The organism is Streptomyces sp. NPDC002092 (assembly GCF_053593775.1).
Genome location: NZ_JBSFDG010000015.1, coordinates 232,495 through 245,492, shown reverse-complemented (window position 1 = coordinate 245,492; position 12,998 = coordinate 232,495). Strand labels below are relative to the sequence as shown.

13 protein-coding genes are annotated in these 12,998 nt (G+C 70.7%); 9 read left to right on the top strand and 4 right to left on the bottom strand.

Features of this window, described 5'->3' with window-relative positions; genetic code table 11:
* Window positions 1–111 precede the first annotated feature (111 nt).
* The 5 genes from ACWCRD_RS32150 (at window position 112) to ACWCRD_RS32130 (ending at window position 4,006) form a co-directional block, all read left to right on the top strand.
* Window positions 112–2,307: an ATP-dependent DNA helicase UvrD2 gene (locus tag ACWCRD_RS32150; RefSeq protein WP_450969250.1), complete on the top strand. Its 2,196-nt coding sequence runs from the start codon at window positions 112–114 to the stop codon at window positions 2,305–2,307.
* A 166-nt stretch (window positions 2,308–2,473) separates the two neighbouring features.
* Window positions 2,474–2,797: a hypothetical protein gene (locus ACWCRD_RS32145; RefSeq protein ID WP_450969249.1), complete on the top strand. Its 324-nt coding sequence runs from the start codon at window positions 2,474–2,476 to the stop codon at window positions 2,795–2,797.
* Between the two features lie 175 nt (window positions 2,798–2,972).
* Window positions 2,973–3,341 (top strand): WhiB family transcriptional regulator, encoded by a 369-nt coding sequence (locus ACWCRD_RS32140; RefSeq protein WP_010984500.1) that lies wholly within the window; start codon window positions 2,973–2,975, stop codon window positions 3,339–3,341.
* Complete coding sequence (locus tag ACWCRD_RS32135; RefSeq protein WP_450969248.1) at window positions 3,338–3,661, top strand: hypothetical protein; 324 nt, start codon at window positions 3,338–3,340, stop codon at window positions 3,659–3,661. The genes ACWCRD_RS32140 and ACWCRD_RS32135 overlap by 4 nt, the downstream gene beginning before the upstream one ends.
* A 135-nt stretch (window positions 3,662–3,796) precedes the next feature.
* Complete coding sequence (locus ACWCRD_RS32130) at window positions 3,797–4,006, top strand: hypothetical protein (RefSeq protein WP_450969247.1); 210 nt, start codon at window positions 3,797–3,799, stop codon at window positions 4,004–4,006.
* A 157-nt stretch (window positions 4,007–4,163) separates the two neighbouring features.
* Here ACWCRD_RS32130 and ACWCRD_RS32125 read toward each other — a convergent pair whose 3' ends face one another.
* Window positions 4,164–5,525 (bottom strand): ABC1 kinase family protein, encoded by a 1,362-nt coding sequence (locus tag ACWCRD_RS32125; protein WP_450969246.1) that lies wholly within the window; start codon window positions 5,523–5,525, stop codon window positions 4,164–4,166.
* Window positions 5,518–6,750: a TOMM precursor leader peptide-binding protein gene (locus tag ACWCRD_RS32120; protein WP_450969245.1), complete on the bottom strand. Its 1,233-nt coding sequence runs from the start codon at window positions 6,748–6,750 to the stop codon at window positions 5,518–5,520. The genes ACWCRD_RS32125 and ACWCRD_RS32120 overlap by 8 nt, the downstream gene beginning before the upstream one ends.
* 253 nt (window positions 6,751–7,003) lie before the next feature.
* Between ACWCRD_RS32120 and ACWCRD_RS32115 the strand changes: the two genes are divergently transcribed.
* From ACWCRD_RS32115 to ACWCRD_RS32100, 4 genes are all read left to right on the top strand, one after another.
* A complete protein-coding gene (locus ACWCRD_RS32115) occupies window positions 7,004–7,600 on the top strand; it encodes a M48 metallopeptidase family protein (RefSeq protein WP_450969244.1) in 597 nt (198 codons plus the stop codon).
* A gap of 117 nt (window positions 7,601–7,717) precedes the next feature.
* The gene (locus ACWCRD_RS32110) at window positions 7,718–9,367 is read left to right on the top strand and encodes a TerD family protein (protein ID WP_450969243.1); all 1,650 of its coding nucleotides are present in this window, start codon (window positions 7,718–7,720) and stop codon (window positions 9,365–9,367) included.
* Window positions 9,368–9,378: 11 nt separating this feature from the next.
* Window positions 9,379–10,059 carry an AIM24 family protein gene (locus ACWCRD_RS32105; RefSeq protein ID WP_030929135.1) on the top strand — a complete coding sequence of 227 codons (681 nt, stop codon included), beginning with the start codon at window positions 9,379–9,381 and terminating at the stop codon, window positions 10,057–10,059.
* Between the two features lie 18 nt (window positions 10,060–10,077).
* Window positions 10,078–10,833: an AIM24 family protein gene (locus ACWCRD_RS32100; protein WP_099931192.1), complete on the top strand. Its 756-nt coding sequence runs from the start codon at window positions 10,078–10,080 to the stop codon at window positions 10,831–10,833.
* 81 nt (window positions 10,834–10,914) lie between these two features.
* On the opposite strand, the gene ACWCRD_RS32095 is transcribed toward ACWCRD_RS32100, so the two are convergent.
* Window positions 10,915–11,436 (bottom strand): NUDIX hydrolase, encoded by a 522-nt coding sequence (locus ACWCRD_RS32095; RefSeq protein WP_450969242.1) that lies wholly within the window; start codon window positions 11,434–11,436, stop codon window positions 10,915–10,917.
* Window positions 11,433–12,887: a zinc-dependent metalloprotease gene (locus ACWCRD_RS32090; RefSeq protein WP_450969241.1), complete on the bottom strand. Its 1,455-nt coding sequence runs from the start codon at window positions 12,885–12,887 to the stop codon at window positions 11,433–11,435. Before ACWCRD_RS32090 ends, ACWCRD_RS32095 begins: the two co-directional genes overlap by 4 nt.
* Window positions 12,888–12,998 lie beyond the last annotated feature (111 nt).

The window sequence follows — 12,998 nt, the reverse complement described above, 5'->3', positions numbered from 1 at the left end:
CCCACCCGCGCCACCGCACCCGACGTGACGCCTGCCGCATTAGTACGACTACAGGTACCTGCCTGTGGACAACCAACGCACCCGTCTCCGACGACCTGGCAGCATGGCCATGTGACAGCAGCAACGCACTCCACGCTCTTCCCGCAGGTACCGGACACACCCGATGCCGTGCTCGAAGGGCTCGACCCCGAACAGCGCGAGGTGGCCACCACCCTGCGCGGACCGGTGTGCGTACTGGCCGGCGCCGGAACCGGCAAGACCCGAGCGATCACCCACCGCATCGCCTACGGAGTCCGCGCCGGAATCCTCCAGCCCTCCAGCGTGCTCGCCGTCACCTTCACCAACCGCGCCGCCGGCGAGATGCGCGGCCGACTGCGCCACCTCGGCGCCGGCGGAGTCCAGGCCCGCACCTTCCACTCGGCCGCCCTGCGCCAGCTCCAGTACTTCTGGCCGAAAGCAGTCGGCGGCTCCATGCCCCGGCTCGTCGACCGCAAGATCCAACTCGTCGCCGACGCGGCTGCCGCCTGCCGCATCCGCCTCGACCGCGGCGAACTGCGGGACGTCACCGCCGAAATCGAATGGTCCAAGGTCACCCAGACCGTCCCCGCCGACTACGCCCCCGCCACCGCCAAGGCCGGCCGCGACACCCCCCGAGACCCGGCCGAGATCGCCCAGCTCTACTCCGTCTACGAAGACCTCAAACGGGACCGCTCCGTCATCGACTTCGAGGACGTCCTGCTGCTCACCGTCGCCATCCTCCAGGACCGGCACGACATCGCCGACCAGGTCCGCTCCCAGTACCAGCACTTCGTCGTCGACGAGTACCAGGACGTCAGCCCCCTCCAACAGCGACTCCTCGAACTCTGGCTCGGCGAACGGGACAACCTGTGCGTCGTAGGCGACGCCAGCCAGACGATCTACTCGTTCACCGGAGCAACCCCCGACCACCTCCTCGACTTCCGCACCCGCCACCCCGGAGCCACCGTCGTCAAACTCGTCCGCGACTACCGCTCCACCCCCCAGGTCGTCCATCTCGCCAACGGCCTCCTCGCCCAGGCCCGAGGCCGCGCAGCCGACCACCGCCTCGAACTGATCTCACAACGCGACCCGGGCCCCGAACCCGGCTACACCGAGTACACCGACGAACCCGCCGAAGCCGAAGGCGCCGCCCGCCGCATCCGCGAACTCATGGACGCCGGCGTCCCCGCCAGCGAAATCGCCATCCTGTTCCGGACGAACTCCCAGTCCGAGACCTACGAACAAGCCCTCGCCGACGCCGGAATCCCCTACCAGCTGCGCGGCGCCGAGCGGTTCTTCGACCGCCCCGAGGTACGCAAGGCAGGCGTCGCCCTGCGCGGCGCGGCACGCTTCGGCGGCAACGACTCCCTCCTCGACGACGCCGTGGACCTGCCCTCCCAGGTACGCGCCGTGCTCTCCGGAGAAGGCTGGACCCCCCAGCCCCCAGCAGGCTCCGGCGCGGTCCGAGAGCGCTGGGACTCCCTCGCCGCCCTCGTGAACCTCGCGCACGACTTCGCCGCCGCCAAACCCGCCGCCACCCTCGGCGACCTCGTCGCCGAACTCGACGAACGCGCGGGCGCCCAGCACGCCCCCACCGTCCAGGGCGTCACCCTGGCCTCCCTCCACTCCGCCAAGGGCCTCGAATGGGACGTCGTCTTCCTGGTCGGCGTCGCCGAGGGCATGATGCCGATCACCTACGCCAAGACCGACGAGCAGATCGAGGAGGAACGCCGCCTCCTCTACGTCGGCGTCACCCGGGCCAGGGAGCGCCTCCACGTCTCCTGGTCACTGTCCCGCTCACCCGGCGGCCGCCCCAACCGCCGTCCCAGCCGCTTCCTGGACGGCCTGCGACCGGGCTCCACCGCCACCGTCGGCCGGACCGCCGCGAGCGGCGCAGGGGGAGTCGAGCGGGGCTTCACCAGCAGACCGGACGCCGTACCCCGGCGCACACAGCGCACCCCGGCCCGCTGCCGGGTCTGCGGGCGCACGCTCACCGACGCCGGCGAGATGAAACTGATGCGCTGCGAGGACTGCCCCACCGACATGGACGAGGGCCTCTACGAGCGACTGCGCGAGTGGCGCGCGGACCAGGCGCAGCGCAGCGGACAACCCGCCTTCTGCATCTTCACCGACAAGACACTGATGGCCATCGCCGAGGCCGCCCCCGACGAGGAGGGCGAACTGGCGCGGATCCCCGGAGTCGGCGTACGCAAGCTCAACCGCTACGGCGCCGATGTCCTGGCCCTCTGCGCAGGTCGCGAACCCGGAGAACAGGACGAAGGGGACTGATTCAAACTCGTCGAAAAAATAGTTTGCGCATGCCCCAGCAATCCCCATAGGTTCTTAGCCACGGGGACGGAGGCCTTCTCGGAGGCCCTGATTCCGTGCTCTACTTGCATATCCGTCGGACTGGCTCACCCTCAGTCCCCCGAGACGCCGAGAGGAGGCGATTGAAGTGATCAGCATCAGCACCAGCTCCATCAGCACCGCCAAACTGACCGATCGCTCGGTCGTCTCCACGTGCATGCTCGGCGCCTCGAACCAGGGCACCGGTCTGTCCGGCATTCCTGCCGGTCGTCTGGCGTCCACCCCCGTTTCTCTCGCGGGTCTTCCCATCCGTGAGCGCAATGAGCGACCGACCAAGGCACTGGAAGCAGTAGTGGCACAGGCGCAGGCCTATGCCTTTACCGCGGTCGGTGCCGGAAACCGGAAGCAGACGACGCAGCACCACCTGATGTGGGCCTTCCGTGGGCCAGAACCCTGGAGTGATCCAGCCTGATCGCCGATCAGGCCGGCGCCTTCAGGGCCGCGGAACCCCATCCGGGATCCGCGGCCCTTCTGTTTTCCCCGAACGGGGACGACGGAGCGAAGGGGCCTCGGGACAAGAGCTGAACCCGGTACCAGCCGCCACCCGGTCCAACAGGACCGGAACGACCAGACGAGGAAGACGAACCGTGCAACTCGAAGCGCACGCCCCGTCCGTACCGCCTTCCGAAACGATCCCCCCGCCCGGCCTCACGGAGGACTCCACCTTGATCCCGCTCACTGCGCTCACCGCGCTCGACGACGCCATCGAGAACCTCGGCGTACCCGTCCCCTGCCGCTCCTACGACCCGGAGGTCTTCTTCGCCGAGTCGCCGGCCGACGTCGAGTACGCCAAGTCCCTCTGCCGCACCTGCCCGCTGATCGAGGCCTGCCTCGCCGGCGCCAAGGAGCGGCGTGAGCCCTGGGGTGTCTGGGGTGGCGAGCTGTTCGTCCAGGGTGTCGTCGTTGCCCGGAAGCGGCCGCGTGGCCGCCCGCGCAAGAACCCGGTCACAGCATGAACATCACAGGAACCATCGACCGCCCCCTCACGAACGACCCCAAGAAGCAGGCCCCGATGAAGCCGTCCACCAACGAGCCCGCCGGCTCCGCGATCGAAGATTTCACCACCACAGGCGCGACGGGCTCGCGTCAGAACAGGACCCGAGAGATGCAACTCCTCCAAGAAGCCCTGGCTCGTGCGCATATGCACGACCAACTGCATGAGGCCGAGCGGGAACGCCAGGCAGTGCGCCTGGCGACCGCCCGCCGGATGCAGCGCCGGGCCGAGCGCGCCTCGATGCGCGCCCGCCGCGCGCTCGCCATGGCGGTCATGCAGTAACCGATCACACCTGAAGCGGTGGCCTCCCGAACCCGGGAGGCAGTAGCTCCCCGCGGGGGCCGGTCCGTCCGAACGGACCGGCCCCCGCGGTGCGTTGTGCCCGCGATCCACCCACCGCGGCGTTATCGTCACCGGGTGACGAGTCTTCCCGGAGGCAGTGACGACTCAGGCTCCCCCGCGGAGCCCCAACCCCTGGTGTGCGGCCGCTGCGGCGCCCGGGCGGGAGGTCCGCAGCCCACCTGGACCTGCTCCGTGGAAAACGGCGCCCGGCAGTATTTCTGCGACGGCTGCTCGCGGGAGAACCTCAGGGCGATCGAGGGGCGGCTGGACTCCGCCCGGTGGTGAGACGTCCCTCTGGGGCCTCCCCCCGCCCCTGCCCCCCCACCCCTCCGAAACGCAGCCCCGCAGCGCACAGCGAGGCGGCACAGCCGGCCAGCCCCCAGCCCCTGGCCCGCAGCCTCGGCGCGGCAGCCCCCAGTAGGGGCCGGCCGCGCAGCCTCGATCAAGCCTCCGCGGCCGGCTCCTCAGTCGCTTCCTCCGCGAACCCCGGAAGCCACTCCTCCAACTCCTCGCGCAGTCGCACCGTCGACCCCAGCTGGCACAGGACACCGATGGTGCTCAAGGTCACCCGGTGTATCAGGAGGTACGCCGGTGGCAGGTTCAGCTGCTTGCCCAGCTGGTAGGCGGGGGAGCGGGGATCGGCGATGCGGGCCGCCTGGCTGCGCATCCAGCCGCGGGTGAAGGTGAACTCGTCGACCAGGGCCGGTTCGATGATCGGCAGGAGGTAGTCGAGGACGGCGCTCGGGTCCAGCTCGATGGATTCCTTGACGAAGCCCTCCGCGCAGAGGAGTTCATAGACAGCCTCCGCCTCGCCGTCGAGGGTCATGCGCAGAGAGTCGCCGATGGGGGTCGGCAGGCCGCCCGGGAGGCGGTCGACCGTGCCGAAGTCCAGTACGCCCAGACGCCAGTCGTCCTCGCCGCCGGGGCCGCCGGGCAGCAGTCGGAAGTTGCCAGGGTGCGGATCGGCATGGAGCAGGCCGGTGCGGGCCGGGCCCGAGAAGAGGAAGCGGGCCAGGAGCTGACCGGCCCGGTCCCGCTGTTCCCGGGTGCCGCCCGAGATGATCTCCGAGAGGGGGATGCCGTCGATCCATTCGGTGATCAGGACCTGGTCGCACTGGTGGACCACACCCGGCACCACCACGTCCGGGTCGTCCGTGAACTCCTCGGCGTGCGCCTGCTGGGCCTGGGCCTCCAGGCCGTAGTCCAGCTCCTCCGAGACACGGTCCCTGAGCTCCGCGATCAGAGGCTTGATGTCCATTCCGGGGATCAGCGGGCCCAGTAGACGGGCGAAACGGCTCAACTGGTTCAGGTCCGACAGGAGGGCCTCGCCGGCACCCGGGTACTGTACCTTGACCGCCACCCCGCGGCCGTCGTGCCACACCCCGCGGTGGACCTGTCCGATCGAGGCCGCGGCGGCGGGCTTGTCCTCGAACTCGAGGAAAAGATCGGGCCAGTCCTCGCCGAGCCGCTCACCGAGCACGCGGTGCACGGTGCTGGTCGGCATCGGCGGCGCAGCCTCCTGCAGCTTCGTCAGCGCCGCACGGTAGGGGCCGGCGACCTCCTCGGGCAGCGCCGACTCGAAGACGGACAGGGCCTGGCCGAACTTCATGGCTCCGCCCTTGAGCTCGCCGAGCACCTTGAACAGCTGCTCCGCCGTGCGTTGTTGCAGCTCGCGGCCGACGATCTCCGCGGACTCGCCGACGATCCGCTTGCCGAGTCCCCAGGTCGCCCGTCCGGCGAAGCCGAGCGGGAGCGCGGCCAGCTTGGCGGTCCGGGTGACCGCCTTGCGGGGAAGATCAGACATGCGCCCTCCAAGTCCCTGCCGGCCTCGCTGCTTGTGCCGTACGGCACAGCTCCTTCGGCGACCGTTGCCCCCTCATTGTCTCGTGTGACTCCTCGTCCTCGGAGGTGTGTTCTCCCTTACCTTTGTCCGCGGCCCCGCAGGGGCATGCCGGATGCGCCCAGACCGGCCGTGCATGCCAGGTCAGAGCGGGCAGGGACACCTCCCAGCGTGCTCCGGCACTCGTCGGGACCCGGCCGTCCAGGAAGGCGAGCGCGTGTGCTGCCGCGAGCCCGGCCACCGTCGTGGCCAGCGTAAGGTCGCACGGCCGGCCCTGGCGGGGTGTGCCGGAGCGCCACTGCGCGACCAGCCGCGGCCAGGCCGGATCCCGGTCGGTGCGGCCCTCGTGCAGACAGCCCGCGCAGCCCGTCTCACCGGGCAGGACGAGGGGTCCGACGACGCCGGTGGCCTCCACGACGCCGGCGTACAGATGCGGCGTACCCGAGGCGATGAGGGGTTCGGCGGTGGACGGGGCGGGGGCGTGGACGGCGACGTCGTCGCGTGGGGCGAGGATCACCAGGGAGAAGCCGGGCTCGCCGTCCGGGGGTGGGACCGTGTTGCTGCGGCGCGGTGGTCGGTCCGGGGCGGATCGGCGTACGGCCTGCCGGGCGGCTTCGTCCCTGCGGTCGCCGATGGACTCGGCGGGCAGGCCGCCCGGCGCCACGTCGCCGGCCTCGACCTTGCCGACGTCCCGCACATCGACCTCCCCGATGCCGGCGCCCGCCAGCAGTGAGGCCAGCACCGAGCCGACCCGGCCCGCACCCCGTACCTGCACCCGCAGTGAGCGGCGCGCGGCCAGGTGGCTGATGGCGTCGCCCGGTTCGGTGGTGGTCAGGGAGAGTGAGGCCAGGTCCGGGCGCAGCCGGGCGAGGACGTCCTTCTTCGCGCGCAGTGCGTCTGCGGCCGGCCCGCCGCCCTTTGCGTCGTCCAGGAGGCCGGCGCGTGCCAGTCGCTCCACCAGTCTGTCGACGTGACCGTCGGGCAGGTCCATACGGCGTCCCTCCTCTCGTAGGAGGGGCAGTCCGCGGGTGCCGTTGAGCAGGTCGAGAAAGCTGCCCGTCGCCGTGTCCACCGGTCCCAGCGTCAGGGCGTGCGCCGGTGCCATTCCGAACTGCACGGTGTTGAGATCGCGCCAGCCGCGCCTGAGCGCCGGCTTCACGATCGGCGCGAGCGGAACCATCGCTTCCATGACAGGCCCCCGTAGCCCTCGTAGAACATTCCCGTCCGCCGGTGGAGCTCGGTCGGCGGGCGGTCGATGGTCGGTCGACGGTCCGTCGTGGCTGTGCCGGCGGGAACCAGCATGCCCGGACGGGCGGACAGGTGCCGAAAGTTGTCCACAGGCGGTGGATGTTTGTCGTACAAATCAAACGCTTGGTGGCGGATCGAGACGGAACCGTCCAGGAGCCGGGACTTCCCCCATGTGCAGCGGGTAACGTCGGGGCGTGCCCGCCGACCCACTGCACCGCGCCGGAATGCCACAGCGCAGCAAGACGAGCCAGCCGCCGAGCCGCTCGGGGGCGAGCGCGATCGAGGTCCGCAGGAGCTCCCGTCGACGCAGGACGGTCTCCGCGTACCGCGAGGGCGATCGCACCGTCGTACTCATCCCTGCCCGGATGTCCGAGGCGGAGGAACAGCGCTGGGTGACGGTCATGCTCGACAAGCTGGCCGCCCAGGAGAGCAAACGGGTCCTCGGTGACGACGAGCTGGCCGAACGCGCCGAACGGCTGTCGGTCCAGTACTTCGACGGCCGCGCGCGGCCCAGCTCGGTGCGCTGGGTCACCAATCAGAACACGCGCTGGGGGTCATGCACCCCCGCAGAGGGCAGTATCCGTCTGTCGCACCGGCTGCAGGGCATGCCCGAGTATGTCGTCGACTACGTCCTCCTCCATGAACTCGCGCATCTGCTGGTGCCGGGGCACGGTCCCCGCTTCTGGCGGCTCCTCGAGGCGTATCCGCGCACGGAACGGGCCCGCGGGTATCTCGAAGGAGTGGTCGCCGCCGAACGGTTGCCGCATCTGCCGGGGGCTCGCGGGGAGTGACGGTCGCTGTGGGGCGGTGGTTGTGTACCGGGTCCGTACCGACTTCATCCGGTGTCCGAGTTAGCCGTTAACCTGGCGCGACGCACTCGCATTCGGGATGGGGGACGGTCGTTACGCATGGCCAGGGAATTCCAACGCGGCCACAAGGCCAGGATCAGTGACCTCACCGCGGGCACCGATCTGTACGTAGGCGTGCAGATCAGCGGCCCCGGACTGACCTTCGACATCAGCTGCTTCGGTCTTGACGCCGACGAACGGCTCTCGGACGACCGCTACTTCGTCTTCTTCAACCAGCCGAAGTCCCCCGAGGAGTCCATTCAGCTGCTGGGTGCCCAGGCGGGCGACACGGAGTCCTTCCGGGTCACGCTCGACCGGATCCCGGCGCAGATCCAGAAGCTGTCGTTCACGGCGACGATCGACGGCGCCGGGCAGATGTCGCAGATCGCCCCCGGATACCTCCGTATCGTCGCGGGCGGCGAGGAGGTGGCCCGGTACGCCTTCAACGGCTCGGAGTTCTCCACCGAACGGGCCGTCATGCTGGGCGACTTCTACCTCAAGGACGTGTGGCGGTTCGCGGCCGTCGGGCAGGGTTTCGACGGTGGCCTCGAGGCGCTGCTGAAGAACTTCGGCGGCGAGGTCATGGAGGAGGAGGCACCTGCGGCGCCTGCTCCGCAGCAGCCCCAGACCGGAGCCGCTCCCGCCTTCGCCCCGCCCGCGTTCGGCGCCCCCGCGGCCCCGGCTCCCGCGCCCGCCCCGGCTCCGCAGGGCTTCGCCCCGCCCCCGGCGCCGACTCCGCCCCCGGCACCCGCGCCCGCACCCGCACCCGCGCCGAATGTGCACGCCGCGCCCACCATCATCGCGCCCATGTCCCCGCCCGGCGGCGCCCAGGTGCCGCCCCCCGCCCCGGCGCCCGCACCCTACGGCCAGCCGCCCCAGCAGCCGTACGGCCAGAGCGCACCGCCGCCACCCGGCTACGCCCAGCCCCCGGCTCCGCAGGCCCCGCACGCCCCGGGCCCGCCGCCCGGCTACGGCCAGCAGCCCCCGTTCGGGCAGGTCCCGGGGCAGCAGGCGCCCTACGGCGCGCCTCAGGGAGCCCCCCAGGGCGGCGCCGGGGTGACTGCGGCGCTGCAGATGTTCAAGGAGACACCCACCGGGCAGCGCTGGACGCAGCAGAACAGCAAGCTGATCCGTGTCGACCTCGGCATGGGCGGCCAACCGGTGCTCGCCCGGCAGGGCAGCATGGTGCTCTACCAGGGTAAGGTCGACTTCGGCTACAAGGGCGCCGGCTTCGCGGGCCGGATCGTGGGCAACGCGACCGGCCAGGAGATGCAGTTGATGCGCTGCACCGGCCAGGGCCAGGTGTTCCTCGCCGAGAACGCCACCTATCTGCACCCCATCGAGCTCCAGGGCGACGCGATCTGCGTCTCCGCCGAGAGCGTCCTCGCCTTCGACGAGGGCCTCCAGTACGAGGTCCGCCGCATCGAGGGACACGGCATCCCCGGGGGCGCGCTGTTCACGATGCAGTTCCAGGGCACCGGCACCATCGTCGTCAAGACGCACGGCACGCCCGTGGTGCTGCCGGTCACGCCGACCACGTTCGCCGACGCCAACGCCGTCGTGGCCTGGTCGGCCGCCTCCCAGGTGATCGTCTCCAGCCAGGTCCGCATGCGCCGCAACGCCTACCCGGGCGACACCGGCGAGAGCGTCAACCTGCAGTTCCGGGGCGCGCCCGGCAACTTCATCGTCGTCCAGCCGTACGAGGTCTGAGGGAGCCCGTCATGAACCAGCCACTCGCGGGCTACGCCCCCGCACCCGTCACCGCCCGTATGGAGAACCACGGCGACCACATGCTCAAGGTCGCCATGCAGACCGGGAACGACATCCTCGCGCGCGTGGGCTCGATGATCGCCTACGAGGGCTTCATCCAGTACGAGCCCAACCCGCCTGCCGTGCGCCAGATCGCCCGTGACTGGATCACCGGCGAGGGCGCGCCCCTGATGAAGTGCTCCGGCGACGGACTGCTCTACCTCGCCGACTACGGCGCGAACGTCGTCGTGATCAACCTCAACGGCGACGGGATCTCCGTCAACGCCACCAACCTGCTCGCTTTCGACGCCCACCTCACCTGGGGAGTCGAGCGGGTCAAGGGGCTCGCGAAGTTCGCCGGTCAGGGACTGTGGAACACCAAGATCTCCGGGCAGGGCTGGGTCGCGCTGACCTCCCGGGGCAAGCCGATCGTCGTCGACTGCGGCGGCGGTGAGGACGAGACGTACGTCGACCCGGACGCGCTCGTCGCCTGGTCCCCGAACCTCAAGGTGAAGGGCAAGCGCAGCTTCAAGGCGCAGTCGCTGATCGGCCGCGGCAGCGGCGAGGCCTACCAGATGGCCTTCTCCGGTCAGGGCATCGTCGTCGTCCAGCCCAGCGAGGACAGCACCGACCGCCTGCGGTTCCGGGGCTGAGGGGGAGCGAGAGACACCATGCAGAGTCCGCTTTTCGCCTTCAACGACTCGCAGTCCCAGGAGCGCTACAGCCTGCAGAACAAGCAGATGCTGCGCGTCACCCTGGAGGGCCACGACGACATCCTGGCCCGCAAGGGCACCATGGTCGCCTACCAGGGGCTCGTCGAGTTCGACGCCGAGTACCGGAGCAACCAGCAGGCACGCGCGCGTGCGCACACCGGCGAGGGCCTCAGCCTGATGCGCTGCCACGGGCAGGGCACGGTCTACTTCGCCAACCTCGCCCAGCACATCCATGTGGTGGACGTGGAGCAGGACGGCCTGACCGTGGACAGCAGCTACGTCCTCGCGATGGACTCCTCGCTGCACCACGAGGTCATCGCCGTCGACAGCCTCTACGGCATCTCCGGCTCGGGGAAGTACCAGCTCAACATCACCGGCCGCGGCAAGGTCGCCCTGATGACCTCGGGCGCGCCGCTGATGATGCAGGTGACGCCCGACAAGTACGTCAACTGCGACGCCGACGCGATCGTCGCCTGGTCGACCGGGCTGCGCGTCCAGATGCAGGCCCAGACGCACTCCTCGGGCGTGTGGCGGCGCCGCGGCAACACCGGTGAGGGCTGGGAACTCAGCTTCATGGGCAGCGGCTACGCCCTCGTCCAGCCCAGCGAGCTGCTGCCGCCGCAGAACGCCCAGATCGGGCAGGGCCTCGCCGCGCAGTACGGCATGGGGCAGCACGGGGCGCGGGCCCAGAACCAGGGCAACGTCTGGAGCTGAGCGTCCGGAAAACCAACGTAAGGGGCGGCCGCAAGGGCGGGCGCCCCTTACACGTTGCCGAGAGCCGCAGGCTCCCCGAGCTCACAGCCTGGCGCGGGTCGCTTCCAGCAGCCGTACGACCGACTCGTCGGCCACGTCCGCCACCTCGTCATAGGCGAACCAGCGCAGGTCGAGGGACTCGTCGCTGATCTCCTGGACCGCTCCGGGCGGAGCCACGACCGCGTACTGCACGTCGAAATGCCAGTGGCAGGGCGCCGGGATCGGATGCCGGTCCAGGCGCACGGGGCCGCCCGGCAGCAGCGTCAGACCGGCGATGCCCGACTCCTCGGTGGCCTCGCGCAGGGTCGCCGCCCGGAGTGAGGTGTCCTCCGGCTCGCAGTGGCCGCCCATCTGCAGCCACATCCGGAGCTTCCTGTGAAGGGTCAGCAGCACGCGCCCGCGCGACGGGTCGACCACCAGGGCGCTCGCCGTGACGTGGCCCGCGTGGCAGGCCTTCCACATGCCGTCCGGATGGGCCGCCAAGTGGTCCAGATACGCCTGGCGCAGCTCTTCCTGGTCCTCGTACCCCTTCAGGACGAGGACCGCGTCGTCGTACAGGCTCACTCGGTGTCGTCGTCCTTGTCGTCGTCCTGGGGAGCGTCGTCCTTCTTCAGGTTCGGCTTCTGCGTCGAGCCGCCGCCCGCCGCCTCGCCGAGCATCTTGTCCAGCTCGGAGAAGTCCAGCTGCTCGCGGTGCACGAAGCCGTCCGGGTCGTCCAGGTCGGAGGCCGTCGGAAGCATGTCGGGGTGCGACCACAGGGCGTCCCGGCCGTCCACTCCGCGCGCGTCCGTGAGCGAGGCCCACAGGCGGGAGGCGTCGCGCAGGCGGCGCGGGCGCAGCTCCAGGCCGATCAGCGTGGCGAACGTCTGCTCCGCAGGCCCGCCCGTCGCACGGCGGCGGCGCAGCGTCTCGCGCAGCGCGTCCGCGGACGACAGACGCGGCTTCGCCGCCGCGTGCACCACCGCGTCGACCCAGCCCTCGACGAGCGCCAGGGCCGTCTCCAGACGGGCCAGGGCCGCCTTCTGCTCCGGGGTGTCCTCCGGCTGGAACATGCCCTGCTGCAGGGCGTCCTGCAGCTGCTCCGGGTTCTGCGGGTCGAACTGGCCGACCACGTCCTCCAGCTTGGCCGTGTCGACCTTGATCCCGCGCGCATACCCGTCGACCGCGCCGAACAGGTGCGAGCGCAGCCACGGCACATGCGCGAACAGGCGCTGGTGGGCGGCCTCGCGCAGAGCGAGATACAGCCGCACCTCCTCCTTCGGCACGCCCAGGTCCTTGCCGAACGCCTCGGCGTTCACCGGCAGCAGCGCGGCCTTGCCGACCGGGCCGAGCGGCAGGCCGATGTCGGTGGAACCGACGACCTCGCCCGCGAGCACCCCGACGGCCTGCCCGATCTGGGTGCCGAACATCGCGCCGCCCATGGAGCGCATCATGCCGATCAGCGGGCCCGCCATGGCCTGCATCTCCTCCGGCAGGACATCGCCCATCGCCGCGCCGACCCGCTCGGCAACCGGGTCGACGAGCTCCTGCCACGCGGGCAGCGTCGCCTCGACCCACTCCGCGCGCGACCACGCCACCGCGGAGCCGGCACCGGACGGCAGCGACGTCGCGTCGTCCAGCCACAGGTCGGCCAGGCGGACGGCCTCCTCGACCGCGGTGCGCTCGGCGGCGCCGACACTCGCGTCCTTGGTGCCGTCAGGGGTGCCCTGGGAGACCGTCTGGCGGGCGATCTGCTTGGCCATCTCCCAGTTCACCGGGCCGCCCTCGTAGGAGAGCATCTGGCCCAGCTGCTGGAAGGCGGCGCCCAGGTCGTTGGGGTTCAGCGAACCGAACATGGCAGCGAGCGGATTGTCCGCACCGGGGCCGCCGAAGCCTCCGGCCCCCGGCAGCCCGCCGAAACCGAACGGGTTGGCCGGTCCCTGACCACCACCGCTCTGCTGGTCCTTCTTCTTGCCCTCGTCGCCGTCTTCCGGCTCCTCCGGCGGAAGGCCGAATCCGAATGGGGTGTCACTCACGGGATTCCTCGGCTGGTAAGGCCGCCGGGTTTTCTCCGACGGCACGGCTGCCCGATAACACCACCCAGCGTAGACACCATGGGCGGTTCGGGCCTCGGTGCTTCGCCGACT